This window comes from Rhodococcus sp. FG69, assembly GCF_057808915.1.
Window position 1 is genome coordinate 44,867 of record NZ_JBMDIX010000001.1, and the last position, 24,714, is coordinate 69,580.

Sequence of the window (24,714 nt, forward strand, 5' to 3'; positions counted from 1 at the left end):
TCTAGATGAAGCGGTTGACCAGCTCTCCGACGACAGCGAAGTCGTCGACCTGGGGCACGTTGTACTTGACTACCTCGCCACTGATGAACGGGTGCCACGCCGGCCCGCCGACGGAGTCCTCGTCGGAAACGATGAGGGCGTTGCCGACGTAGACGCCGGGGAAATGACGGTTGGCGAGGGACTCGTTGTGAGCAGCGGCAGCGAGGAGTTCCTCGGCCCGGCTTCGATCGATGTCGTCGCCCATCCTCGTGAGCATGTCGTGCGGTGCTTCGCCGTCGTGGTGCAGGGGGTCGCTACCGAGGAGGGTAAGGCTGTTCACATAGCCGCCGCGCACCTGGAGTTCGACGGCGATGGCGTGGGCGAGTAGGCCACCGAACGACAGTCCCAGAAGGTTGATCGGACCTTCGGTGGACACCTCGCGGATCTCGTCGGCGTAGTGAGCGGCGAGGGCGGTGATCGATCCCGGACGCGCATCCACCGCGGATGCCTGCACACCGTAGACGGGGCGATCGGCCCCGAGGCGTGTGGCAAGCTCGGCGTAGCAGCTGGTCAGGCCCTCGATCGGGTGGATGCAGAAGACTGGAGTCTGCGTGCCCGCGGTGTCGATGGGTACGATGGTGGGCGTCGCATATGCGGTGACTGTGCGGTCGACGAAGGACAGCTTCGAGTAATCATTGACAACGGTCATGCTGAGCCTCCGGGGTCGAGTCTTGGTGCTGGGCGTGCGATCCGCCCGCTTGGTCTGCGCCGCGTGACGAGTATGTCGTGGCAGAAGTCGAATGTGTTACCTGCGACACACACTCGTTATGTTCGTGGTCAAATCGAGACCTCGAATTACACTGCGGTAATTAGCTTTTCGCTCCACCCTCAGCGAACCTCCGGGTACCTACCGTCGCCGAAGTCGGGGTCCGGAAGCACACCGTCGGGATCGACGAGCACTACGGTCCGTCCGTCGAGCGCCAACCTCCTCATACCCTCGAGGACCATGCGACGACCCACGTCGCTGAGCCTGTCCACCCGACCCACATCGACTACGACGGTCGAGGTGCCGGAGTCGTCGTTCTCCAACCCGTCGAGGATGTTCTCGGCCCCGGTGAACTGGATGACGCCCTGTAGTTCGATGATCAGTTCGCCGTCGACGATGCGGATGTCCCGCAGCACCGAGGAACCGTACGGTTCGACGTCCATCAGGTGCAGGCCCATGTCGTCGGACAATCGTTCGAAGACCTTGACTCCGCGGACGCTGTTGCCGTGGCTGTCGAGCCGGGGCGAGAAGACGCCGACCCCGGCCTGGCCGGGCAGTGCGCCCAGGAGACCACCCGAGACGCCACTCTTCGCGGGGATCCCGACGGCGGTGAGCCAGTGCCCGGCCGCGTCGTACATCCCCGAGCTCGCCATCACCGACAATGTTTGTCGTGCAACAACTCTCGAAAGAACACGCTCCTTGGACACCGGATGAACGCCGGCATTGGCGAGCGTAGCTCCCATGACCGAGAGGTCACGCGCCGTCACGTTCACGGAACACTGCGTCGTATAGCCCTCGACCACGGCATGTGCCTCGTCCTCGAGTATTCCGTAGTTGCGCAGCATGTGTGCGATGGCCAGGTTGCGGTCCGCAGTGTCCAACTCGGACCGGCACACGGACTCGCTGACCGACAACCGGCGGCCCGCCAGTGTCGAGAAGAAGTCGAGTGCCCGTTCGATGCGCTGTTCGGTGTCGGGGCCCAACAGTGAATGCGTCGTGATCGCGCCGGCATTGATCATCGCGTTCTTCGGGCGTCGGGAATCGCCTTCGAGCGATAGCTCGTTGAACGCTTCTCCCGACGGTTCGACTCCGACAGCGCTTGCGACAGAATCGAATCCACGATCGGTGAGCGCGGCGGCATACGCGAACGGTTTCGAAATGGACTGGATGGAGAACTCGGTCTCATCGTCGCCGACGGAATGGGTGCGGCCGTCGACGGTGGTCAGCGCGATGCCGAATACGTCGGGATCGGCGTTCATCAACTCGGGTATGTAGTCCGCAACTGCACCGTCGGTGTCGTCGGCAAGGTTGTCGAGCACTTCCCGGAGATAATCGCGAACAGGTGACTTCACAGCCGCAAACCTAACATCGGCTCGGGCGGCGCCACGGGGTCACTCCTTCGCGAGTATCCGCTCCAGATAGTCGAGATCCTGACGCAGCATCGAGATCGCGCGTTCCGGGCCCTCGGGTACCGCAGGCGTGCCGTCGTCCTGCGCGAGGGTCCGCACTGCCATATCGGCAAGCTGGGTGGCCACCGTGCGAGCGCTGTCCGGATCGCCCGGTTGATGCCACCAGGCGATCCAGTTCAACATCCCGATGATGCCGAGCGCAGCGGTGCGTGGATCGACCGGCCGCATTTCCCCGGCCTCGATCCCGCGCTCGATCACCGTCACGAACTCTTTCAGCACATGCCGACGACTCTGGTGATAGGTATGCGAAAGCGACTCGGGCAGATCGGCTTCGGACCTGATGATCAGCTTGAACCGGTCGGCGGTCTCCGCTTGACCGATCGCTATCGCGGTGGCCATCTTTCGTAGCTTCTCCGTGGGTCCGAGTTCGGGTCGCTCGTTGATCTCGTGCAGCACGGCTGCCGGAGTGGCGGTGCTCTCGCTGATGAGCCTGGACAACAGTTCGTCCTTGTTGGCCACGTAGTGATAGAGCGCGGGACGGGTGAGGCCGGTCGCGTCGGCGACGTCCTGGAGTGTGGTGCTGGCGAAGCCCTTCTCCGCGAACAACCTCGTCGCCTGGTCGAGAATCTGCTTCTCGACCAGTTCACGACGTGGGTTGCGCCCCCGTGGTGCGTCTTCGCGTGTCATCAACGCAGAATAGCCGTCACGTACCCACCGACACGAGGTGCGTGCGCGCGCTGACCAAGCCCGCCACGGCATCGGCTCGACACAGTTCGGGCACATCGACGACGACGAGAGCCGTGCTCGAGGCCAGTATTCGCTCGGCTAGATCGAGTCTCGTCAGGACGGCCGAGCGGTCGGGTGGTCCGGTGAGCCACACCGTGGTGCCGGCCCGGGCCTCGTCGACGAATGCCGTCGCCTTTTCGTTCCAGGCGGAGTCCACCTCGACGTACAGGCAGGTCGTCGTGGGGTTCTCGCGTAGTTCTGCAGGCGCACGCCGGTCGGCGAAGGAGCCATGAGTGTGCTGTAGGGGTCGGCTCATCACCCAGTCGTCGATGTCCTCGGTGTCGACAGCATCCGCCTTCACCTGCCCGAAGGCGGCGATACCGGCGACGGCCACGTCCGGCGCGGATTCGAGGAAACGTCCGAGTCCGACCTTTCCTGCCCTGGTCATGTACGCGACCATCAACTGCTCGACGGGCAGGTGTGCGCGCGCGGGGAAGGACTCCCACCAGTGCTCGCTTCGACGGGCGATCTGTTGTAGATGCTCTACGTCGGGCCGCCGCACGCGCTCGTACTCGGCAAGCGCGTCGGCGATGGACTCCGCCGAAGACAGTGCCGCATCGAGCGCGATGGCGTCTTCCATGGCGAGCTTGGTCCCGGATCCGATCGAGTAGTGCGCGGTATGGGCCGAATCTCCGAGCAGCACCACGTTGCCGACCGACCAGCTACGGCACGTGACGGTACGGAACTGCATCCATCGGGTCCGATTGCCGATGAGTCGGTGTCCCTGCAGCGTGTCCGCGAACGCGCTTTCGAGGTAGCGCAGCGACCTCTCGTCACTGTCAGCGAGTCCCGATGCGTTGGATGCCACATCGAAGCCTGCTCGACGCCACGTCGCGGCATCCGTCTCGACGAGGAAGGTGCTTCGGTCTTGGGCGTACGGGTACGCGTGCGCGACGAAGGTTCCGTGCTCGGTGGTCACCGGTACGAAGACGGCGCTGGGAAGCGCGAAATCGGTTCCGCACCAGAGGTACAGGCCCGATCCCGTGGCCGTCTCGGTGCCGAATCTCGGATCGGACGCACGAGTTGCGCTGTTGATACCGTCGCTCGCGATGACCAGGTCGGCGTCGAGGTCGGACGCCGCGCGGCGTTCGCCGAATTCGAGCCGAACGCCCGCGCGGCGTGCTTGATCGTGCAGGATCGACAGCAAAGATGTTCGCGCTATGGCGAGTAGGTCGCCGTGTGCGAGGCGCGCGGTTCTGCCACCGACCTGCATCGACATCTCATGTGAATACGCCGCGCTCACAATCGCGTCCAGTGACGGGGCGTCGGCCTCGCGCAGATTCTTCTGGGTCCGGGATGCGAGCCCGACGCCGAAGCCGAACGTGGTGTCCGGTGAACTCTGTTCGTAGACGGTGATGTCGGCATCGGGGTTCGACAGTTTGAGCAGGCGGGCTGCGTAGAGGCCGCCTGGGCCTCCCCCGATGACTGCTACGCGGTCGAGTTTCATTCTTGCCTCTCGAGTTTCGCGGCGATATCGACGCGCAGATGCTTCTTGTCGATTTTGTTCACATTGGTTCGTGGCAGGGCATCGAGCCATTCGATGCGTTCGGGCCACTTGAACTTGGCGACGCCGAGTCGGGTCAGGTGGTCTTGAATATTCGCCAGGGTCAACGACTTCCCGGCAGCTACAAGGTAAGCGCAGGTCCGCTCTCCCAGGCGAGGATCGGGCATCGCCACGACAGCCGCATCGGAAATACCTGGGTGTTCGAGAAGCAGGAGTTCGAGCTCCTCCGCATTGATCTTTTCACCGCCTCGGTTGATGAGGTCTTTGATCCGACCCTCGATGGTGACGTACCGGGTTCCGTCGACGATCGAAATGGAGGCCAGGTCGCCGGTCCGGTAAAAGCCGTCGGAGGTGAAGGCGACCCGATTGTGGTCCGGTGCAGCGAAATACCCCGTGATGGTGTACGGACCGCGGCAGCACAGTTCGCCCACTTCCCCGTCCGGAACCTCGGTCTCGGTGCCGGGATCGAGGATGCGGACTTCGTCGTCCGTCGACACCGGCGTGCCGACGGTAGAAATGCGTGCCTGACGCGGTGACGAGACGGGCGTGACCGTCAGCAATCCCTCCGACATTCCGAACAGCTGGCCACCCCAATGGGAGTCGCCGTCGTCTACCCGGTCCATCAAGGCCGGAGACACTTTCGCTCCGGACAACACCACGCGACGCAACTGTCCCCGGACCCGGTCGAATCGGGGATCGAGTACTGCCTGGTAGTGGCCGTGCCCGATGAGGACGTCGGTAGCTTCGGCCCGTTCCATCAGATCGAATGCTGAATCGATGTCCGCAGTGGCGAGCACGAGGCAGGCTCCGACCGAGTGTGACGCATGCAGTCCACAGGCGATGCCGGCGTTGTGCACGATCGGAATCAGGTGCGCTACTCGACTGTCGGCCGTCCATTCCAGGCGCTGTGCGTACAGCAGCGCATTGTTCCAGTACTCGGCGTGGATCCGCGGGATCACCTTGGGGGCGCCGGTGGTTCCACCGGACAGTTGAAATGCCACGACATCGTGCGGATGTGTGGTCGCGTCGATTGCCTCGACTGCGGCCCGCGCCCGACTCGGCTCGATCCCGCGTCCGATGTCAGCCAGATCCAGCACATCCACGCCGTCGCCTCCCACGGTGACGACACGCCGAACCGTCTCGCTGTCGGCCGCGTGATCGAGGGCGAAGCGCACCAGATCGAACGACCCTCCGGCCTCGACGATATGCAGCACCGCTCCTACGGTTCTCCCCACATGGCTGATCTCGTGCAGACGATGAGCTGCGAGAGTTGCCACCGGAACCAGGCCCGCCTTGACACATCCGTACCACGCCAGGACGGTGTCCAGTCGATTGGTCAGCTGGAACAGGACTGGCTCGAGCCGGGCGAATCCGAGCTGGATCAGACCGGCCGCTATCGCGTCGGTTCGGCGGTCCAGCTCGGCGTACGTCATCGATCCTTCGGCGCTGATGACCGCAGGTCGGTCCGGGAACCGAACGGCGACATCGTGGAACCGTCGTCCGGTCGACTCGGAACTCCATGAACCGCTGGCACGGTAGCGCTCCGCCAGTGAGTCCGGGTATCCGACGAGACGGCCGTCCCAGTCCGAGGGCGTGCGAGTGGCAGTCGCCGTCATCGCTCCGCCACCGCGGGGAGCAACCGGGAGATCTCGAGGGAGTGATCGGGATGGTCGGCCGGAACGATCCCCGAGTAGATGGCCGTCCAGCATCCCGGGCAGCACAGCTGACGGAAGACGATGGGTGTGTCCACGTACTCGGTGGGGTCGGACGTCACCTGCGGTCCCGCAGCCGACGAGGGCCCCTCGTACCGAGCCAGATCCAGAACGCCACTGGACTTCTCGTCGCCGAGTAGACGACCGCACTGCGCGCACGCAACGACCCGAACATCGCCGACCGTGACCTCGGCAAGGTTGTCATCGAGTCTGCGCGCGAGCGACAGGTCCATGATCGGGGCCTCCGAGTGCTCGGTGGACCGCGTACGCCTCTCGTCCACCAGCGCGCGTCGACGCTGCGCGGTTGCGGGCTCATCGACCACACCATCGTCGATCACGACGCCGTACACGGTCGATGCGCCTTCGGCAGTGACCTTGCCTTCGCGTAGGTCGACAGCTACTGCGGACGGGTCGCGGTGCAGTGGATCTCCGTACCCGCCGCCGCCCTGCCAATGCATGTACAGAACTTCTCCCGGCGCGACATAGCTTTCGGCGTAGCAGGCCCCGAACTCCTTGCCGCCGCCCAGTTCGTCGAGGGCGCCCGGGATCTTTCCTGCAGTGAACTGCTCGTTGATGTCGGTGTTGCGGGCGAGGATTTCGACACCCGTGTTTCCCGGATAGCCACCGGCCAAACCGTTGTTCTGCGCCACCGCTTTACCTGCGGAAGCCAGCACGAGGCCCATCGGCAACGACGTCCCGTACGGCGTGACAGCAATCGACGCACTGACGCCTCCGCGCTGGCGGCCGGGGCCGCCCGAGTCCGGTTCTTCCCGACGCCACAGTGTCAGCAGCGGGTACAGAAATTCGGTCATCTCGGTGTCGGGAATTCGACCCATCGGGATGCAGAAAAGCCCACCGGTGTCCATCCCGTCGGCGGTCGGCCTGGCGCCGTATCCGCCGGCCATCGGTTCCATCATGATGTTGAGGAACGGGACGGGCTGCTCGGCGCGCTCGTCGAGGCCCGCGATCACGGCGGTGTCCCAGGTTCCGCAGCACGCGGCTTGCACGCTCGTGCCGAGATCGACGGATCGATCGAGCATCTGGGACAGGCATTCGGCGATGAGGGTGCCCGTCAGCCATGCAGGCCCGATCGGGCCACGGCTGACCGCGGCCGGGAAGCTGGCGTTGTTGATCGTGCCCTCCTCCGACACGAGGTCGAAGCAGCGCATCAATCCACCTGCGGACCAGGGGATGTCGCCGGCGAGAATCGGCAGCAGCGCGAGCATCACACCGCCGCGCATACCGGCGTAGGTGCAGTTGATGACACCGGTCTGCTTGTCGGTGCCGGTGAAGTCGAACGTGAGGTGATCGGCCGTCTTGCTCATCGCGACGGTGATCTTGTGGACACCGCGGTCGCCCGTGTGCGACTGGTCCTGGTAGCCGGTCGCCTTCCATGTTCCGTCGGGCAGCGATGTCAACTTGCTGCGGAGGCGGCCCTCGGCATCGGTCATCATGCGCTTCATGACGGCCTTGACCGTGTCGGCGCCGTACTGCTCGATCACGGCGAGCATGCGATTGCGACCGACGGTGTTGGCGCCGATCTTCGCCCGGAGGTCGAGACCGACCAACATCGGAACCCGTGAGCGCCGCACCCAGACGTCGGCGACGTCGCGCTGAAGTTCGTAGTCGCGCACCACCTTGATCGGCGGTGTCGGAAGGGATTCGGAGAACACGTCTTTCGCGGACGGATCGAACGAGCCGAGGCCCGATCCGCCGAGGTCCGGCTCGTGGCAGATCGCACTGGTCCAGGCGAACAACTGTCCTTCGTGAAAGATCGGCTGGTAGACGATGACGTCGCTCTGATGAAGTCCGCCGCCGACCCAGGGATCGTTGCAGAGGAACATGTCGCCCGGGGCGATCCCGGGGTTCGTGGCCCGATGCTGCAGCGTCCAGTAGATCGCGAGATCGACGGCACCGACGAGCATGGTGTTGTACAGACCGACCTGAACTTCCTGTCCCACTTCGTCACTGATCGCGAAGTCGAAGTCGTTGGCGTCGGTGACGATCGGCGAACCCGACATCCGCTTGAGCGCCTCACCCATCTCGTCGGTGACCGACCACAGCCGGTGCCGGATGACCTCGTAGGTCAACGGATCGAGGTCGTCGATCTGCTGCTGGGTGACGGTGTGGATCGGGAGGGACGGAGGTAGGGAACGGGACAGGGCGTCGGGATCGACGGGGCGGCTCGAGAAGATCTCGGAACCGGGAATGGCTGAGGTCATGGTGGCTCCTACCAGTCTTACTGGGCGATGATGTTGAGGTTGCCGAGGCGGTCGACGGTGCCGGTGGTGCCGTGGGGAACAACGACCGTCGTGGTGGGAACCTCGACGATCGCGGGGCCGGCGAGGACGTGACCGGCTGCGAGCTTGCTGTAGTCGTAGATGTCGGTGTCGACGTAGCCGATCCGTCCGTCCAGGCACACTTTCCGTGAACCGATGCGCGCCTTGGCGGCGTCGGACGAATCAGCCGATTTGAGCTCCGGCAGCGTCGGCGAGAACGGTAGAACGCCGGTCGCACGAACTCGGTAGGTGATGGCTTGGATGCCCGCCTCGCGGAATCCACTGTCCTTGCCGTAGAGGTCTGCATATCGCTGCTCGAAGAGATCCGACGCGTGCGCGACGCTGGCGGCGTCGAGGTTTCCCTCCGGGATGGCGGTGGCGACCTCGGCCAGCTGCATCGTGTACCGCATGTCGATCTCGCGTTCGACCTGGATTCGACTGAACGACAGTCCCTGTCGACCGAGTGCGTCGCGTACCCGCTTCTCGAGACCCTCGAAGTTGCGTTCGGCGCGCTCCGGGTCGAGCGGCATCGCGGCGGGATCGGACAGCTCGGCAGCGAGCACGATGTTCGACGACGCGAGACCGTAGGCCGAGAACGCCGAAGCGACCTGCCCGAGTGGCACGATGACTTCCTTGACGCCGACTTCGGCCGCGTACCGGGCGCAATGGGCTGGTCCAGCTCCCCCGAACGCGTAGAGCACGAAGTTGCGCGGATCGTGACCTGCCTCGACGACGGTCTTGCGCAGCAGATCTCCGGTTTGCGCGTTCTGTACCGCATAGATTGCCGCAGCAGCGTCCTCGATGGACAGCCCGAGCGGCTCGGCGATGCGGCGTCGAATTGCCTCGCGCGCGAGTTCCTTGTCGAGTGGTTTACGTCCGCCGAGGAGGCCCCGTTCGGGCAGGATGCCGAGGACGAGATTGGCGTCGGCGTTGGTCGGTTCGGTTCCGCCCTGTCCGTAGCAGGCAGGCCCTGGTACTGCCTGAGCGCTGTGCGGACCGATCTGCAGGTTTCCACCTGGATCGACCCACGCGATCGCTCCGCCGCCGGAACCGATCGCATGCACCTCGAGGGTGGGCACGTTGATCGGATGATGGTTGATGATCGTGCTCGACGCGCGTACCGGTTCGCCGTCCACGACGAGTCCGACGAGGAAGGTCGTCCCGCCGACGTCGGTGGCGATGATGTTCTTGTGTCCGAGTTGTTTGCCGAGTGACACCGCGCCGACGACGCCGCCGGTCAGAACGGAGCCGACGGTGCTGATGGCATTCTTCGGGGCCTCTGCTGCGGCGACTGCGCCGCCGTTGCTCTGCATCACCAGCAGTGGTCCGGCGAGATCGAGCGCGCGGAGCTTGGATTCGAGCGAACCGAGATAGTCGGCGAGTCCGGGGCCGATCTGGGTGCTCATGATCGTGGTCGCGTTGCGAGCGAACTCCCGGATGCGGGGACTGACCTCCGAGGACAGCGAGACGAACATGGTGGGGTCGATCTCGTGGACGAGCTCGCGAATTCGATTTTCGTGCACTGGGTTTCGGAAGGACCACAGCAACGAGACCGCGATACCGGATACACCGTCGTCGACGAGGCTTCCAATGGCGATCCGGGCCGAATCCTCGTCGAGGGCGACGACGACGTTGCCGTCGCGATCGAGCCGCTCGGTGACCTCGAGAGCATGTCGTTTCGGAACAAGACCGTGAGACTTGCTTTGTCCCATCACGTTCTGCAGCTGCTCGGGAGAGCCACCGAGGTATCTGCCCTCGACGTTCATTATGTAGATCGAATCCCGGTGGCCCTTGGTGGTGAGGAACCCGACGGGCGGCACGTTGCCCATCACCAAGGCGTTCAGCGAGGACGTCGTGCCGTGGGCGATGTGGTGCGTGTTCGCCAGCATCTCTCGCGTCGAGCTCCCCAGCTGCTCGGCCAGTGCGTCGAGCACGTCCATCACACCCAGCGAGTAGTCGGGTGGTGTCGACGGTGCTTTCGCGGCGACGACCGTGCCGGAGCCGTCGTCGAGTACTGCGTCTGTGAACGTTCCGCCGACGTCCACTCCGATCACATATGCCATGCCGGTGTGCTCCTTAGGTCCGAGTCGAAGACGCCAGTGCGGTGTGAGAACCCTCTCGAACACCGCTTACGTCTGCGTCGAGTATTCGACGTGAACGACAACATGTCAAGCAGCAATTGTGAGCGCTATCACCATGCTCGATGGTGCCTGACCGGACCGCGGTCGTCGATTGCGCAGGCCAGTGACGCTTGACGAATTGTCATTCACGTCGAATACTCGTCATTAACGTCAAATTCCGAGAAGAGGCCCTATGAAAATCCACCGCGTCGGACTCGTCGTACCGAGTTCGAATGTGACGGTCGAAACCGAGATGCCCGCGTTGCTGGGGCGACACCGCGACGCCACGTTCTCCTTCCATTCGAGCCGGATGCGCATGCAGGCCGTGTCGCCGGAACAGCTTCGTGCGATGAATGCCCAGCGCGAACGGTGTGTTCTCGAACTCGGCGATGCCGGCGTCGACGCACTCCTGTACGCGTGTCTCGTCGCGCTCATGGTTGCCGGACCCGGAGAGCATCAACGCGTCGAGGGACTCGTCGCCGAACAGTTGGCAACGGGTGGGTCCGACGCCGCGGTTCGATCGAGTGCCGGCGCGTTGATCGAGGGTCTGCGTGCGCTCGACGCAACCGACATTGTCCTGGTGACGCCGTACATGCGGCCTCTCGCCGAGAAGGTCGTCGAGTACATCGAGGCCGAAGGGATTCGGGTGCTCGACTGGCGCGCATTGGAGGTCTCCGACAACGCCGAGGTCGGGTGCATACCCGGAGAACGGGTGATGGACGCGGCTCGATCCCTCGATCTCAGCGGCGCCGACGCGCTGGTGATCTCGGCGTGCGTGCAGATGCCCTCGCTGCCACTCGTGCAGGCGGCCGAGGACGAATTCGGCATTCCTGTGCTGTCCGCGGCCACGGCGGGCGCCTACAGCCTGCTGCGGGCTCTCGATGTGCCCGTGGATCTACCCGGTGCCGGCTCGCTGTTGCGGGCCGACGTATCGGCAACTCTGTAAAGGAAGGTACTTCTCCATGTCCGACATGCGCCACAAAGTCAAAGGCGTCGATCACGTCGCCTACCCCACCTTCGACCCGGCGGGCACGGTGGAGTTCTACCGCGATGTGCTCGGTTTCCCCGTCGTGCACTCGATCTGTGCCGCCGGGTGGGGACCGGAGAAGCACCCGGACTTCATCCACTTCTTCTTCGACATCGGGAACGACGACCGACTCGCCTTCTTCTACTACTTCGGCCTCGAGCCGTTCGAGGGTGGACCACAGGGCGATTCGTACTCACGCTTCGCCGAGGACGTACCGATATTCTTCATCAGGTCGCGGCATCTCGCTATCCACGTCGACAGTGAAGACGACCTCATGGAGTACCGGGGTCGACTCGACAGGAGTAGCTGGCCGGTCGAGATGCAGATCCAACACGAGACGATCGAGTCGATCTACACGCACGACCCCAATGGCTACATGATCGAGATCACGAGGGCGATGCGGCCGGTGACGCCTCAGGAGGATCTCGACGCCAACCTGACGATCGACGCTCTCATCGACGTCGTGCGCGGGCAGGATCCGAGCATGGCGAACCTTCTCGTACGCAAAGCCGAACTGATCCTGGAACGGGCAGAGGGGGCTTCGGTTCGATGACAACGATGTTCGTACTCGACATTCCCGAGAACACGTCGATCGTTGCGGTCGCGGACAGTGATCCTGCGGTGGTCCTCGACCGGGTCGGTTCCTACTTCCGCTTGGTCTCGGACGGCATCATCGTCATCGACCGTCGAGCGACCGGGTGCAGGCACGCGGTCTGGTACAGCAGCGTCGCAGGCCTGATGAACTCTCGAATCACGCAGTGGGACAAAGACGCGATGAAGATCGAGCCGGCATGACGGGGGTGGGTGCAGGCCGTTACATCGAAGCCGCGCAGGTACCGTCGTCGACGACTACCTCGGTGCACGAACTGTCGACCGCAGACGGCGCCAAGGTCACCGGCGTACTGCGTTCGGTTCCAGGTGCCCGCACCGTCGTCTCGCTCATGCACCCCCGGCAGGATCTGACGCATCATGTCCTCGTTCCGGAACTCCTTGCTCGCGGATTTGCGGTCTGGACGCAGGGCACGCGCTCGGTCAACAACGACATCTCGCTACTGCACGAACAAGCGCTGCTCGACGCCGCCGCGGGCCAGGTCTTCCTGTGCGACAGATCATTCGATCATCGTGTGACACTGGGACATTCCGGTGGCGGAACGCTGTACGCCTTCTATCACCAGCAGGCAGGATCGGAGCCGAAAAGTCGGTTGTCGTGCACTCCCTCGGGACGGCCGGTCGATCTGGCGACGGCCGACATGCCTCTTCCCGACGGCGCGATCTTCATGGCACCGCATCCGGGCCAGGGCGCGCTGCTGCTCCGGCTGATCGACCCGTCGGTAGTCGACGAGTCCGATCCCATGTCGGTCGATCCGGCACTCGACCCGTTCGATCCGGTCAACGGCTTCGCCGACCCCCCGAACAGTTCTTCCTATTCGGAGGAGTTCGTGCAGAGATATCGGAGGGCCCAGCAGGATCGTGTTGCGCGGCTCGACGACATCGCGCGATCTCGCGTCGCGGAGGCGTCGGATGCACGCCGTCGGTTCGAGTCGAATGGCGATCCTGTCGACCGCCGAAATGCACTGGCACCACGGATCCTGACCGTGTATCGAACCGACGCGGATCTGCGGTTCACCGACCTGTCGTTGAGTCCGAACGCGCGGCCGTACGGTTCGTTGTTCGGTCGGCGGCCGGATCTGACGAACTACGGCTTGGTCGGATTCGCTCGGTTCGCCAGCCCGGATGCCTGGCTTTCCACGTGGTCCGGTCTGACCACCAACGCCGACTTCGTGCGCTGCGCGCCCGCGGTCGAGGTGCCGTCGTTGTTCGTCGAACTGACCGGGGATCAGGCGTGCTTTCCGGAAGATGTGTCGAGAATGTCCGATGCACTGGGGTCGTCGGACAAAACGCGGGTCGCAGTGGAGGGTACCCACTTCGGTGGCCCGATCGCCGAGGGTGCTCCGACCGGTGCCGCCCTGGCGGCCGCCGAGATCGGTGCGTGGTTGTCCGAACGGTTCCGCTGAGACAAGAGGTTACGCACGGATTTCAGCCGATTTCGGCGCGTAACCTCGATTTCGGCGGGCGGTCAGATCGCGCCCAAATCCGAGGACACCCAGTGTTCGGGCTGTAGGAAGAACACAGTCTGTTCCCCGTGATCAGCGCTGGCGAACTGAATGTAGCCGTCGACCTTCTCCGGTGGCAGATAGCGCTCGGCCACTTCCCGTAGGTGCTCCGGGGTGCCCGACTCTTCGCGGCTGACCGGGCCGTCGACCGCCACGTACCTGATCGACGGTTCGACCCGCTCGACCATCAGGCTGAAACGACCTGCAGCGCGTATCAACTCGGCCTTCTTGGGGTTCTTCCCCGTCAGTACCCAGGCTTCACCGCCCGGTGTGTACTGGTACCAGACCGGTACCGTCAGTGGGCCTCGATCGGCGCCGGCGAATACCGACAGCGCCGCAATGTGCGGCTCGGACAGAAGCTCTTCACGCTCCGACTTCGACAGTGGCATGGAATGAGCCTAAGTCGTCTGCTACAGCTCGTCGAAGGGTTTGGCGTATCGAAATGTCCCGTTCACCGGGCCGTCGGAGAGTTGGAGGGCTTGGAAGTACGTACCCCACTCGGGGTCGGGAGACCCGACGCCCACCTCGGACCCGGCCCGGAATCCGAACCGGCCGTAATAGTCCGGCTCGCCGAGCAGTACGAGCAATTGCTCGTGCGTGGCCTCCGCCGCGCCCACCAAGGCGAACATCAACGCCGTCCCGACGCCCCACCCCTGGTACTCGGGTAGAACGGCGAGCGGTCCGATACCGACAGCTCCGATGCCCGTGCGTTCGATGCCCGTGCGTTCTATGTCGCCGACGAAGCCCCGGGACCCGATGACGTATCCCACGATCCGATCGACGTCGAGCGCGACGAGTGACAGTTCCGGGATGTAGCCGTCGTCGAAGAGTCTTTCGGTTAGTCCGACCTCGATGGGAACGGTGTCGTCCTTGGCGAACGCGTCGTGGATCACCCGAAGAACCGCGGGTCGGTCGGCGGGCCGTTCACGTCGTAGCAGCACTCGACCATTCTCCCGCTTCTGTCACCGTGGCCACTACCTGGGCTTCAGCACGATCTCCGTCGGGTGCGCATCTGCGGGAGTGTCAACGGCATGGCGGACGGCCAGAGCGACCGTATCGGCGTGCAGGAACTTCGACCCGTCGTAGACGTCGCCCTCGTGCTCGACGATGGCTCGTTGCATGTCGGTATCGATCCGCCCCGGGTGGACGGAGGTGACGCGCAGTGACGGTTCCTCCTGGCGCAACGCGTCGCCGAACGCCCGCAACGCGAACTTCGACGCCGCATACGCACCCCAGCCCGGATTCGCGCGCAGACCGGCACCGGAATTGATCAGCACCACGTGCCCGCCTGCCCGTCGCAGAGCGGGCAGTAATTCCTTCGTCAACGACACGACAGCGAGGACGTTGCCTTCGTACTGTGCTCGCCAGTCGTCGATCGACGACTCCTCGATCGTGCCGAGCGCCGCGACGCCTGCATTGTGAACGAGCACATCCAGAGAATCGATGCCGCGGGCGGCAGCGGCGACTGCGTCGTGATCGGTCAGATCGACCGGCCATGGGGTCGAATTTCCGAGCTCCGCGGATATCGAGGCCAGCGACTGCGACGACCGTCCGCCCAGGTAGAGGTGGTGATCGGGCGCGAGTTGACGCGCTATTGCCGCGCCGAGGCCTCGGCTGGCACCCGTCACCAGAGCCGTTGAAGTCATACGGTCAACTGTAGTCAGAAGGTCATTCCGGCATCGATCGCCATCTGTCTCGTCGTGTTCCCGCCGTCGAGGGCCTCTCTGATGATGTCCGCGTGCCCGGCGTGTTGGGACACCTCGCGGAGGATGTGCAGCAGCGTGAATCGGGCCGACTGCCATCCACGCTCCGGAGCCCACGGCGCCGTCGGAAGCGGGACCTGGACGTCGAGATCCATCTCGGCCACCGCCGCCTCGGTTGCCGCGGCGACGCGCGCATATTCAGCGACGAGTCCCGCGACGGTCTGATCGTCGCTGAGGACGTACTCCTCGGCCATAGCGGATATGTCGAACTCAGCGGTGTCGTCCATGTCCGCGATGACTTTCATCCAACTGCGCTCGTTGCCGACGACGTGGCTCAACAGACCGCCGAGAGTCAGATCGCTGACCGTGGTCCGCGCCCGCGCTTGCTCGTCCGTGATGCCCTGGACGGTGATGAGGAAGTTCTTCCGCTGGTCGGCGAGCATTCGGAGAATGTCGGCCTTCTCACCGGTGAGTGACATGTCGAGGTCCCTTTCGTTGGCGTCGAACCAAATCTAAGGACAATTGCGGACAACTACGGTCCTCGACAAAAGATCAATTCTGGGTCAACAGTGAACCCTCGATAGGCGGAAAGCCAGGAACGGTCGCAAACTAGAGATATGGGCGACCGTGGATTCACCTCGACACAGCTGGCCGCTCGGGCTGCCTACCTACTGCGCGGCAACGACCTCGGCACGATGACGAGCGCCGCGCCGCGGTTGTACCCGCATATGTGGAGCTGGGATGCCGCGTTCGTATCGGTCGGTCTGGCGCCACTGAGCGTCGAGCGTGCAGTCGTCGAACTCGATACGTTGCTGTCCGCGCAGTGGAAGAACGGGATGATTCCGCACATCGTGTTCGCGAACGGTGTCGACGGCTATTTCCCCGGCCCGGGTAGGTGGGAGACGACCGAATTGGCGGTGCACGCGCCGTTGGGCGTGCAGACATCAGGCATCACACAGCCACCTGTCCACGCGATCGCCGTGCAGCGCATTCTCGACCATTCGCGCCGGCACGGCAGGACGACGCGTGCCGTGGCCGAGGAGTTTCTCGATCGGCGTTGGGACAACCTGGTCCGATGGCACCGCTGGCTCGCCGAGGCGCGTGACATCGCCGACAATGGACGGATCACTCTCTTCCACGGCTGGGAGTCCGGTATGGACAACTCCCCGCGATGGGACGCTTCATACCGAGGCGTCGTGGCCGGAGCGATGCCGGCGTACGTGCGCAAGGACGATGCCGTCATCACCGACGCCTCGCAGCGGCCGAGCAATCTCGAATACGACCGCTACATCTGGCTGGTCGAGGAAATGAAACAAGCGGGATACGACGACGCCGCCCTCGCCGAGAAGATGAGCTTCGCGGTCGAGGACGTGTTCGTCAGCGCGATCTTCGCGATGGCGTGCGACGTGTTGGCGACGATCGGTGAGGAGCATTCCAAACCGAACTCCGACGTCCGCGAACTCCGTGGCTGGGCTGACAAGTTCCGCAAGGGCGTCATCGCGACGACGGACGCACGCTCCGGCGCTGCACGAGATTACGACCTCCGAGCCGGCCGATGGATCACGACCGACACCATCGCCATGTTCGCACCACTGTTGTGCGGGGGGTTGGCTCGGGAGCAGGAACGGACGCTGCTTCGGATGTTCGAGGGGACGAGATTCTGCGGGCATCCGGATCTGCGATACGCGGTTCCACCGTCGACTTCGCCTGTGTCGCGGGACTTCAAGCCTCGCGAGTATTGGCGTGGCCCGGTCTGGCCCGTCATCACATGGTTGTTCTCGTGGGCGTTCTCGCGGCGCGGCTGGGCGGAACGATCGCTGAACCTGCGCGAGGAAGGTCTGCGCCAAGCGAGCGACGGGAGTTTCGCCGAGTACTACGAACCGTTCACGGGTGAGCCGCTCGGAAGTATGCAGCAATCCTGGACGGCGGCTGCGGTTCTCGACTGGCTGGGCTGAAGGCCCACCGACCGACCGCGCGTGCGCTCGAGTGCATCCGGTGTACTCAACCACCGATCGCGTTGACGCCGTTCGCCCCGAGGTGACGCGCGACGAGGGGACCGACAGCGCGCAACGCCGATGCCGAGGTCATCTGCCAATGCGACTGCGGAACCGTGTAAGTCGTGATCTGACCGCGAACGTAGGGGTGCCAGGTGGAGAGTCCATGCATCTCCTCGTGCGCCGCGCCGACGAACAGCACGTCCCCGTCGTAGACACCCGGGACGTGGCCGACGGCGAGCTCGTGGTTATGGCGGGCCGCAGCGATGAGTCGCTCGACCTCGTGAGTCTCGATGACGTCCGAGCCGAGGGAAGGCAACGACTCGAGTGTGATGCGTTGTCCGTTGATTCCGGGCAGCGTGATTCCGACGGCGTCGAGCAGGTCTGCTGCGGGAAGGTTTGCTTCCAACGCGTTCGCCCGTTGGACGGCATGGCTGTCCAGCAGTACGAGCGAATCGACATGCTTGCCCTGCTGCCGTAACCGGACGGCCATGGCGTGGGCGATGGTTCCGCCGAGCGACCAGCCGAGCAGATTGTAGGGGCCGTCGGGAAGGATCTTCTCGATCTCGTCGATGTACCGCTGCGCGAGAGCATCGAGCGTGCCGGGCAGATCGGATTGGCCCGGGGTCTGGATTCCGTAGATGGGTCGGTCGGTGTACTTGTCGAATCCGCTGTAGCACCAGGACAGTCCGACGATGGGATGTATGCAGAACAGCGGCGCGCCCTCTCCATTCGTCCTGATGGGGAACACGATGTCGAAGGAGCTGGCCGACCCTGAATTCAGATGGGAAGCACTTGATTCCGGCGTCAGATCCGTCAGAAGCGCCGTACCCGCGCGCAGCGCGCTGAGAACCGTCAGGGCCGACAGCGACGAACCGCTGCGCTCGAGGAATTCGTCCGTAAGTCCGATGTCGCTCACTGCAAGTACCCTCCGCGAATGTTTCGATGACGAGCCGTTCGGTCGCTGACCACCAGGTCTGTCTTGTCTGAGGTTTACACAACCGTTACCACCGGTCAACCAGCTCGAGGGGCTGACCGAGAGCGTGCGGAGAAGTCACATATGCGGTCGATCGATTGAATGAAACCTAACAACGACGAAGGCGCGCATAGCGGTTCACCACCGGCTATGCGCGCCTTCGAGGGCGGAAACTCAGGACTTCCAGACAGCCACCATCGAGGGACGCGGCTGGGAGTCGCCACCGTCGGGCCAGTGTGAGCCCGGGGCGTCGGCCGACGCGTCGTCGAACTCGCCGGGGTGCTGGACCGCGACGACGACGCGCTCGTCCTGGATGATCGGGCCGCAGGTCTCGGCGCCCGCCGGGACCGTCAGGAACTGCCGAGTCTCGCCGCGACGCTCACCGTCGAGGACGACGGCGAACAGGCCGTCGTTGGAATCGAGAGCGTTGCCGTCCGTCGAGATCCACAGGTTGCCCTTGGAGTCGAAGGCAAGGTTGTCCGGGCAGGAGATCGGGCTGACCTGAGTCTTGTCGAAGCCGCCGAAATAGGTGTCGGCCTCGTTCGGGTCGCCGGCGACGATCAGCAGATTCCAGACGAACGTGGTGCCCGCGTGATCGTCCTCGATCTCGAGGACCTGACCGTTCTTGTTCTTGTTGCGGGGATTGGCCTCGTCGGCGCCGGCCTTGCCCTCGGTGCCGCGGTTCGTGTTGTTGGTCAGCGCGACGTAGACCTTGCCGGTAACCGGGTTCGGCTCGAAATCCTCGGGGCGGTCCATCTTGGTGGCGCCGACCGCGTCACCGGCCTGCCGAGTGAACACGGCAACCTCTTCGGCAGACATACCGTCGACGAGTGATTCGCCCCGACCATCCTCGCCCGTCCGCAGCAGCGGAATCCACTCGCCCTTACCGGCGAACTTGCCGGACGGAGGAAGCGTTCCGCTGCCGTCGATCGCGTCCGGTGCATCACCGGTGAGCACTGCGACGTACAGGGTGCCGGCGTCGAGGATGGTCATGTTCTCGCGCATGGCTGCCTGGCCACTACCGGACATGATCTTTCGGCTCGAGACGAACTTGTACATGTAGTCGAAACGCTCGTCGTCACCGCTGTAGGCGACGACTGTGCCGTCGTCGGTGACATAGATGGTGGCGGCTTCGTGCTTGAACCGTCCGAGCGCGGTGTGCTTGATCGGTGTCGAATTCGGATCCCACGGATCGACCTCGACGACGTAGCCGAATCGGTTGACCTCATTCGGTTCCTGTGCGATGTCGAAACGCTTGTCGAAGCGCTCCCACTTCCGATCGCTGGCCGCGCCTTCGATTCCGTACCGTGCCAGACGTGCTGCCTGGACGGGTTCGGTGACCGATTCGGCGTTGCCGAAGTACTGGTTGAAGTTCTCCTCGCCCGAAAGCACGGTGCCCCAAGGCGTCACGCCACCGGAGCAGTTGTTGAACGTACCGATGGCCTTGGCTCCAGTCGGATCGACGCTCGTCTTGAGCAGATCGCTACCGGCAGCCGGGCCGGTGATGACGAACTCCGTCGTCCCGGTGATACGACGGTTGTACTGGCTGAATGCGGGTGTCAACTTGCCCGAGCCCGATTCACCGTCGACCTGCACTACCGAAAGTCCGTGCGCCGCAAGGGCGATATCGAACTGCTCGCGTGTTGGATTCTCCTCGTCGTATCCCTTGAACAGGAACGGCTCGGTGGTGTACTCGTGGTTGACCACGAGCAGATACGCGTTCGGTGTTCCTTCGATCGGCAGCAATCCGGCGAAGTCGTTGTTGAAACCGAACTGCATCGCCTGTGCGGCCGCGGTCTGGTTGTCGAAGTCGAAAGCAGGTGCGCCTTCCAGAACCGGATCGCCCCAGCGGATGATGACGGCCTGCTCGTAGCCCTCCGGGATCACCACTGCATCCTCGGTATTGGGCTCCACCGCCGTGAAGTCGACGCCATCGACCGGAGGCGCACTCGTCGACCCGGCTGAACCCGAAGAAGCGGGCTCATCGGTGCTACAGGCGGCCAAGATGCCGCCTGCACCGACCGCGACCACGGCCATCGCGCCGCCGCGGAGAACCCCACGCCGGGTCATTGCGGTCTTGACGACGTCGCCGAAGTACTGGCCCTTCGACGTATTGGGAACCTCGTGGAAGCAGGCATCGCCGCACTTGTACTTGCACGTCAGGTTCGACCGCGCTGAACTGCCGTCATGGGTTGTCAGGATTGGAAGAAGCTTCATGGATTGGCACAGTGTCAGCAAAAAGCGAAAGTAAAGAAACGCCAAGGTGAAGTCGGGAAGAACGAGCCTGCCCTAAGCGGCGCGCCACCTCCTACACCGGCGCGGACCGACCTACAGCACCTGCGACAGAAACTGCTTCAGGCGATCGGTGTGCGGATCGTCGAAAAGCTGTTCCGGAGTGCCGGTTTCGACAGCGCTTCCGTGATCCATGAACAGCACCTTGTTCGACACCGAGCGGGCGAAGCCCATTTCGTGGGTGACGACCACCATCGTCATACCGCCCGACGCGAGATCCGCCATCAAAGCCAGCACACCCTTGACCAGCTCCGGATCCAGAGCAGACGTGGCTTCGTCGAAGAACATGACCTCGGGCTTCATGGCGAGTGCACGGGCGATCGCAACGCGCTGCTGTTGGCCACCGGACAGGTTGCCGGGACGCGAGTCTGCCTTGTTGGACAGACCGACCAACTCCAGCTGCTCCATCGCAGCGGCCCGCGATTCGTCCTTGGACATACCCTTGAGCTTCTGCGGAGCGAGGGCGACGTTGTCGGCAACGGTTTTGTGTGGGAACAGATTGAAGTGCTGGAAAACCATCCCGATGCGTTGACGCAGGTGGTCCGGATTGTCTTTCAGAACGGATTTTCCGCCGAGCAGGATGTCACCCTGATCGGGTTCGTGCAGCCGATTGAGAGCGCGAAGCAACGTCGACTTGCCGGACCCGGACGGCCCGATCACCGTCGTCGTCCGGCCTGCGTCGACGTGAATGTTCACCCCGCGCAGGACCTTGTTGCTGCCGAACGCGAGGTGAATATCGGTTCCGGTCAACGAAACTGAGCTCATGTCTACCTCTCCACCACGATGGACGCCTCGACCGGATCGAGCGTGCCCGACGTGTCGGCCTTGCCGGAGCGCAGGCGCTTGTCGATGAAGTTCACCAGGTGCGTCAATGGAACGGTCAAGATCAAATAGAAGACGCCTGCCGCGAGCAGCGGCGACAGATTGCCGGTCTGCGCGGCGGTGTCCTGCCCGATTCGGAACAACTCACGTTGCGACGCAAGCAGACCGAGGAAGTAGATCAGCGAACTGTCCTTGATCAGCGAGATGAACTGGTTGACGATCGCAGGCAACACGCGCCGGATCCCTTGCGGGACAACGACGAGGGTCATCGACTTGCGATAGCTGAAACCGAGCGCGCGTGAGGCTTCGAGCTGACCGGAGTCGACGCTCTGAATGCCGGACCGAAAGATCTCACCGAAATAGGCTGCGGCCATCAATGATAGAGCAGCGATGCCGAGCGGGAACGGGCTCCGGCTGCCGGTCAGCTGAGTGAGCGTCGGACCGAAACCGAGTCCGATGAGGAGAATGACCACGGCCGCGGGCAGTCCACGAAAAATGTCGGTGTACACGCGCGCAGGCCATCTCAGCCAGCGGGCGCGGGAAATCCCCGCGACCGCCAGGCCGAGACCGATGATCGTGCCGATCACTCCGGAGGACACAGCCAGAATCAGAGTGTTCGGCAATCCGACAGTGATCAGCTTGGGAACGGTCTCCCAGATGAGTTGCCAATCGAAGAACGTGTCGTACAGGTTCGAGAGGGTATCCATCGATCAGGACGCGGGAGGGGTAGAGGCCTTGCTGCCCGGCTTCCAGTCCGCGGGAACCTCACGGTCCGGGTACCACTCCTTCTCCAGGGTGTTCCATGTGCCGTCGGCCACCACCGCGTCGAGTCCCGAGTTGAGCGCGTCGATCAGCGGCTGGTTGTCCTTGGCCACGGCGAACGCGGTGAAGTTGGTGGTGTTGATTGTCTTTTCGAGGATCGCGACGCCGTCCTCTGCCTTGACTTGCCCTGAAGCCTGCTGAGACGGAGCCACCCACGCGTCGATCTGGCCGGACTTCACGTTCGCGTACGCAGTGTTGTAGTCCGGGAAACGGACCGGCTCGATTCCGAGGGTGTTGGTGACGTAGTCGTCCTGAACCGTTCCCTGCACGACGCCGATGCGCTGCTGGTCGTCGAGTTCGGCGATCGTCTTGATCGAGTAGTCGTTTTTCGCCACGAGCGCCATCTCGCCGAAGTCGTAACCGTTGGTGAACCCGACGGTGTTGCGGCGAGCATCGGTTGTCGAGATCGACGACGAGCCGGCGTCGTAGACCCGGTTGTTCACGGCAGCGAGCAGGCTGGAGAACTCGGTCGCCGAGAACTCGACGGTGAGGTCCAGTTTCGCCGCGACGGCCCGCAGCAATTCGTTGTCGAACCCGGTGAAGTTGCCGGCCTCGTCGATGAAGATGTTCGGCGGGGCGTCGGACAGGGTGCCGACGTACAGTGTGCCGGGCTTGATCAGACCGAGTTCATCGGTGTCGATTTGATCGAGCGGGGTGACGTTTTCCGTCGTGTACTTGTCGAGCGAAACCTGATCGGACCCGGCAAGTGCATTCTCGCCGGTGCCGCCGGAGGAGTTGTCACTCGAACAGGCGACGGCCCCGAGCGTAAGTGCGAGCGTTGCAGCAATGGCTGCAAGGGCACGGCCTCGTACAGGGCGACTGTTCACTGCGGATCTCCTCGATAAACGGATCAAAAGACCCCTGAGGCTATCGCGGTGATACCGGCCTCAGGGAATCGGATTGCGGTTGTGTCAACCCGCTCTCGCTGCCCGGCATTCCCCGCCGTCGGGAATTTCAATCAGTTCGGGGATACCGTGTCGGCGATCGCCGAGGACGATAGTGCACACCTCTGCTTCCGATGCAGGTGAGAATGGGGCCGGCTCTGTCGTCGTGTCCATGAGTCGAGAATCCACTGCCGCACGATAGGCGGCAAGTGAATTTGCCGAAACTGGAAACTACTTGTGGGCCTCACGCCACGCGATCGCGTCTTTCAGTTCGGTGAGGTCGTACTCGGGACCGCCGGTTCCGACGGTGAACAATGCGACTCCGGCGTCGACGTAACCTTGCGCCTTGTCAGCTCCCGGCCACGACACCGATCGAGTGATACCCGAGACGTCGCGCCCGACGCTCTCACCGTGCTCTGCGAGGATGCCGGACTTTCGCTTCAGCTCGTCGAGATCGGCGAAGCTGTGCCAGATGTGTGCATATTCAGCGACCATTCTGAGGGTCTTCTTCTCGCCTCCGCCGCCGATGAGGATCGGAATCTCGCGCGTCGTGGCAGGATTGCCGACCTCGAGGCGGTGCTTGATGCGTGCGAGGTTCTCGTTCAGCAACTTCAAGCGCGAGCCCGCAGTGCCGAACTCGTAACCGAAGTTGTCGTAATCCTTTTCGTACCAGCCGCCACCGATGCCGAGGATCAAGCGACCGCCACTGATGTGATCGACGGTGCGGGCCATATCGGCGAGCAGGTCGGGATTGCGGTAGCCGCCGCCGGTGACGAGTGCGCCGATCTCGACGTTCGACGTCTGTTCCGCCCAGGCCCCGAGCATCGTCCAGCACTCGAAGTGTGCACCGTCGAGGTCGCCGTACAGCGGATAGAAGTGATCCCAGTTGAAGACGATGTCGACGCCCGCATCCTCCGAGCGCAGTACCGCGTCGCGAATGAGCTGGTAGTCGGGGGCGTGCTGCGGCTGGAGCTGTACACCGATTCTTATGTTCATGTCTCCATGATGCGCCTCATGCGAATTGGACGCCGGTCTGGTGCATCGTCGCACGCAGGACGAATCCGGCTTCGTGGCCGATGATCTCGCCGACGAGCGTCACGAACCTGTCGACGAATTGTCCACCATGGGAGGAGAAGTCGGAATCGTCCGGTTCGAGGTGATGGGCGAGTTCGTGTAGTACGACGAGCTCGCGAAGGGCCCACGCCTCGTTACGTCGGTGCAACGGAACCGCGATGGTGCGGGTGTCTCGCTCGTAGTGCGACGCTGTCGGCCCCGACCGCTCACGAACATGTACGACGGTCCCCGCCTCCGGCCAGGTCTGGCGGACCCAGTTCAATGCCAGGACGGAATCGACGTAGCGCTGCACCGAGTCGACGGAGGCGAACTTTCGCTCGATCGGCAACGTCAGTGTCGAGCCGAGAATCTGGACCGTGCGCAGGTCCCGCTCGTCCGCACGGTCGAACATGGTGCGGACCATGGTTTCCGCCTCGTACACCTTGGACCGCTGTGAATCCCTGTTCTTCAC

General features: G+C 63.6%; 21 protein-coding genes and 1 pseudogene. 5 read left to right on the top strand and 17 right to left on the bottom strand.

Annotated elements, in window-relative coordinates:
• Position 1 precedes the first annotated feature (1 nt).
• The 7 genes from ACODSO_RS00190 to ACODSO_RS00220 form a co-directional block, all read right to left on the bottom strand.
• Positions 2–688 carry a thioesterase domain-containing protein gene (locus ACODSO_RS00190; RefSeq protein WP_489034125.1) on the bottom strand — a complete coding sequence of 229 codons (687 nt, stop codon included), beginning with the start codon at positions 686–688 and terminating at the stop codon, positions 2–4.
• Positions 689–867: 179 nt separating this feature from the next.
• Positions 868–2,097 (bottom strand): glutaminase, encoded by a 1,230-nt coding sequence (locus tag ACODSO_RS00195; protein WP_489034127.1) that lies wholly within the window; start codon positions 2,095–2,097, stop codon positions 868–870.
• Positions 2,098–2,136: 39 nt separating this feature from the next.
• Positions 2,137–2,841: a TetR/AcrR family transcriptional regulator gene (locus ACODSO_RS00200; RefSeq protein ID WP_489034129.1), complete on the bottom strand. Its 705-nt coding sequence runs from the start codon at positions 2,839–2,841 to the stop codon at positions 2,137–2,139.
• A 16-nt stretch (positions 2,842–2,857) separates the two neighbouring features.
• Positions 2,858–4,387 (bottom strand): FAD-dependent monooxygenase, encoded by a 1,530-nt coding sequence (locus tag ACODSO_RS00205; RefSeq protein WP_489034131.1) that lies wholly within the window; start codon positions 4,385–4,387, stop codon positions 2,858–2,860.
• Positions 4,384–6,060, bottom strand: a complete 1,677-nt coding sequence (locus tag ACODSO_RS00210) for a (2,3-dihydroxybenzoyl)adenylate synthase (RefSeq protein ID WP_489034132.1) — start codon at positions 6,058–6,060, stop codon at positions 4,384–4,386. Before ACODSO_RS00210 ends, ACODSO_RS00205 begins: the two co-directional genes overlap by 4 nt.
• Positions 6,057–8,378, bottom strand: a complete 2,322-nt coding sequence (locus tag ACODSO_RS00215; protein WP_489034133.1) for a hydantoinase B/oxoprolinase family protein — start codon at positions 8,376–8,378, stop codon at positions 6,057–6,059. Before ACODSO_RS00215 ends, ACODSO_RS00210 begins: the two co-directional genes overlap by 4 nt.
• A gap of 17 nt (positions 8,379–8,395) precedes the next feature.
• Positions 8,396–10,498 (bottom strand): hydantoinase/oxoprolinase family protein, encoded by a 2,103-nt coding sequence (locus ACODSO_RS00220; RefSeq protein ID WP_489034135.1) that lies wholly within the window; start codon positions 10,496–10,498, stop codon positions 8,396–8,398.
• A gap of 250 nt (positions 10,499–10,748) precedes the next feature.
• On the opposite strand from ACODSO_RS00220, the gene ACODSO_RS00225 reads away from it, so the two are divergent.
• From ACODSO_RS00225 to ACODSO_RS00240, 4 genes are read left to right on the top strand one after another with little or no spacing between them, the layout of a single operon-like run.
• Positions 10,749–11,501: a maleate cis-trans isomerase family protein gene (locus ACODSO_RS00225; RefSeq protein ID WP_489034136.1), complete on the top strand. Its 753-nt coding sequence runs from the start codon at positions 10,749–10,751 to the stop codon at positions 11,499–11,501.
• Between the two features lie 16 nt (positions 11,502–11,517).
• Positions 11,518–12,135 carry a VOC family protein gene (locus ACODSO_RS00230; RefSeq protein WP_489034137.1) on the top strand — a complete coding sequence of 206 codons (618 nt, stop codon included), beginning with the start codon at positions 11,518–11,520 and terminating at the stop codon, positions 12,133–12,135.
• Complete coding sequence (locus ACODSO_RS00235) at positions 12,132–12,377, top strand: hypothetical protein (protein ID WP_489034138.1); 246 nt, start codon at positions 12,132–12,134, stop codon at positions 12,375–12,377. Before ACODSO_RS00230 ends, ACODSO_RS00235 begins: the two co-directional genes overlap by 4 nt.
• On the top strand, positions 12,374–13,597 hold the full coding sequence (locus ACODSO_RS00240) for an alpha/beta hydrolase (RefSeq protein ID WP_489034139.1): 1,224 nt from the start codon (positions 12,374–12,376) through the stop codon (positions 13,595–13,597). The genes ACODSO_RS00235 and ACODSO_RS00240 overlap by 4 nt, the downstream gene beginning before the upstream one ends.
• 62 nt (positions 13,598–13,659) lie before the next feature.
• Here the strand turns inward: ACODSO_RS00240 and ACODSO_RS00245 are convergent, their stop codons facing one another.
• From ACODSO_RS00245 to ACODSO_RS00260, 4 genes are read right to left on the bottom strand one after another with little or no spacing between them, the layout of a single operon-like run.
• Positions 13,660–14,085: a pyridoxamine 5'-phosphate oxidase family protein gene (locus ACODSO_RS00245; protein ID WP_489034141.1), complete on the bottom strand. Its 426-nt coding sequence runs from the start codon at positions 14,083–14,085 to the stop codon at positions 13,660–13,662.
• A 21-nt stretch (positions 14,086–14,106) separates the two neighbouring features.
• Complete coding sequence (locus ACODSO_RS00250) at positions 14,107–14,637, bottom strand: GNAT family N-acetyltransferase (RefSeq protein ID WP_489034143.1); 531 nt, start codon at positions 14,635–14,637, stop codon at positions 14,107–14,109.
• Between the two features lie 33 nt (positions 14,638–14,670).
• Complete coding sequence (locus ACODSO_RS00255; protein WP_489034144.1) at positions 14,671–15,342, bottom strand: SDR family oxidoreductase; 672 nt, start codon at positions 15,340–15,342, stop codon at positions 14,671–14,673.
• Positions 15,343–15,356: 14 nt separating this feature from the next.
• Entirely contained in the window at positions 15,357–15,878 is a 522-nt protein-coding gene (locus ACODSO_RS00260) for a DinB family protein (protein ID WP_489034145.1), read from the bottom strand.
• A gap of 138 nt (positions 15,879–16,016) precedes the next feature.
• Between ACODSO_RS00260 and ggh the strand changes: the two genes are divergently transcribed.
• Entirely contained in the window at positions 16,017–17,354 is a 1,338-nt protein-coding gene (ggh, locus tag ACODSO_RS00265; RefSeq protein ID WP_489034146.1) for a glucosylglycerate hydrolase, read from the top strand.
• Positions 17,355–17,400: 46 nt separating this feature from the next.
• On the opposite strand, the gene ACODSO_RS00270 is transcribed toward ggh, so the two are convergent.
• The 6 genes and pseudogenes from ACODSO_RS00270 to ACODSO_RS00295 all read right to left on the bottom strand — a co-directional run bounded on the left by ACODSO_RS00270 (position 17,401) and on the right by ACODSO_RS00295 (position 24,714).
• Entirely contained in the window at positions 17,401–18,312 is a 912-nt protein-coding gene (locus ACODSO_RS00270) for an alpha/beta fold hydrolase (protein WP_489034148.1), read from the bottom strand.
• Between the two features lie 231 nt (positions 18,313–18,543).
• Entirely contained in the window at positions 18,544–20,586 is a 2,043-nt protein-coding gene (locus tag ACODSO_RS00275) for a PhoX family protein (protein WP_489034149.1), read from the bottom strand.
• 111 nt (positions 20,587–20,697) lie between these two features.
• Positions 20,698–21,426: an amino acid ABC transporter ATP-binding protein gene (locus tag ACODSO_RS00280; protein ID WP_489034151.1), complete on the bottom strand. Its 729-nt coding sequence runs from the start codon at positions 21,424–21,426 to the stop codon at positions 20,698–20,700.
• A gap of 2 nt (positions 21,427–21,428) precedes the next feature.
• Positions 21,429–23,132 (bottom strand): annotated as a pseudogene (locus ACODSO_RS00285) (ABC transporter substrate-binding protein/permease).
• 288 nt (positions 23,133–23,420) lie between these two features.
• Complete coding sequence (locus ACODSO_RS00290) at positions 23,421–24,185, bottom strand: LLM class F420-dependent oxidoreductase (RefSeq protein WP_489034153.1); 765 nt, start codon at positions 24,183–24,185, stop codon at positions 23,421–23,423.
• 16 nt (positions 24,186–24,201) lie between these two features.
• Positions 24,202–24,714: a TIGR04338 family metallohydrolase gene (locus ACODSO_RS00295; protein WP_489034154.1), complete on the bottom strand. Its 513-nt coding sequence runs from the start codon at positions 24,712–24,714 to the stop codon at positions 24,202–24,204.

Excerpts from the sequence above, each read along its gene's own strand:
- ACODSO_RS00190 (WP_489034125.1), bottom strand. The coding sequence starts at position 688 with ATGACCGTTGTCAATGATTACTCGAAGCTGTCCTTCGTCGACCGCACA.
- ACODSO_RS00200 (WP_489034129.1), bottom strand. The coding sequence starts at position 2,841 with ATGACACGCGAAGACGCACCACGGGGGCGCAACCCACGTCGTGAACTG.
- ACODSO_RS00205 (WP_489034131.1), bottom strand. The coding sequence starts at position 4,387 with ATGAAACTCGACCGCGTAGCAGTCATCGGGGGAGGCCCAGGCGGCCTC.
- ACODSO_RS00210 (WP_489034132.1), bottom strand. The coding sequence starts at position 6,060 with ATGACGGCGACTGCCACTCGCACGCCCTCGGACTGGGACGGCCGTCTC.
- ACODSO_RS00215 (WP_489034133.1), bottom strand. The coding sequence starts at position 8,378 with ATGACCTCAGCCATTCCCGGTTCCGAGATCTTCTCGAGCCGCCCCGTC.
- ACODSO_RS00220 (WP_489034135.1), bottom strand. The coding sequence starts at position 10,498 with ATGGCATATGTGATCGGAGTGGACGTCGGCGGAACGTTCACAGACGCA.
- ACODSO_RS00225 (WP_489034136.1), top strand. The coding sequence starts at position 10,749 with ATGAAAATCCACCGCGTCGGACTCGTCGTACCGAGTTCGAATGTGACG.
- ACODSO_RS00230 (WP_489034137.1), top strand. The coding sequence starts at position 11,518 with ATGTCCGACATGCGCCACAAAGTCAAAGGCGTCGATCACGTCGCCTAC.
- ACODSO_RS00235 (WP_489034138.1), top strand. The coding sequence starts at position 12,132 with ATGACAACGATGTTCGTACTCGACATTCCCGAGAACACGTCGATCGTT.
- ACODSO_RS00240 (WP_489034139.1), top strand. The coding sequence starts at position 12,374 with ATGACGGGGGTGGGTGCAGGCCGTTACATCGAAGCCGCGCAGGTACCG.
- ACODSO_RS00245 (WP_489034141.1), bottom strand. The coding sequence starts at position 14,085 with ATGCCACTGTCGAAGTCGGAGCGTGAAGAGCTTCTGTCCGAGCCGCAC.
- ACODSO_RS00255 (WP_489034144.1), bottom strand. The coding sequence starts at position 15,342 with ATGACTTCAACGGCTCTGGTGACGGGTGCCAGCCGAGGCCTCGGCGCG.
- ACODSO_RS00260 (WP_489034145.1), bottom strand. The coding sequence starts at position 15,878 with ATGTCACTCACCGGTGAGAAGGCCGACATTCTCCGAATGCTCGCCGAC.
- ggh (WP_489034146.1), top strand. The coding sequence starts at position 16,017 with ATGGGCGACCGTGGATTCACCTCGACACAGCTGGCCGCTCGGGCTGCC.
- ACODSO_RS00275 (WP_489034149.1), bottom strand. The coding sequence starts at position 20,586 with ATGAAGCTTCTTCCAATCCTGACAACCCATGACGGCAGTTCAGCGCGG.
- ACODSO_RS00280 (WP_489034151.1), bottom strand. The coding sequence starts at position 21,426 with ATGAGCTCAGTTTCGTTGACCGGAACCGATATTCACCTCGCGTTCGGC.
- ACODSO_RS00290 (WP_489034153.1), bottom strand. The coding sequence starts at position 24,185 with ATGAACATAAGAATCGGTGTACAGCTCCAGCCGCAGCACGCCCCCGAC.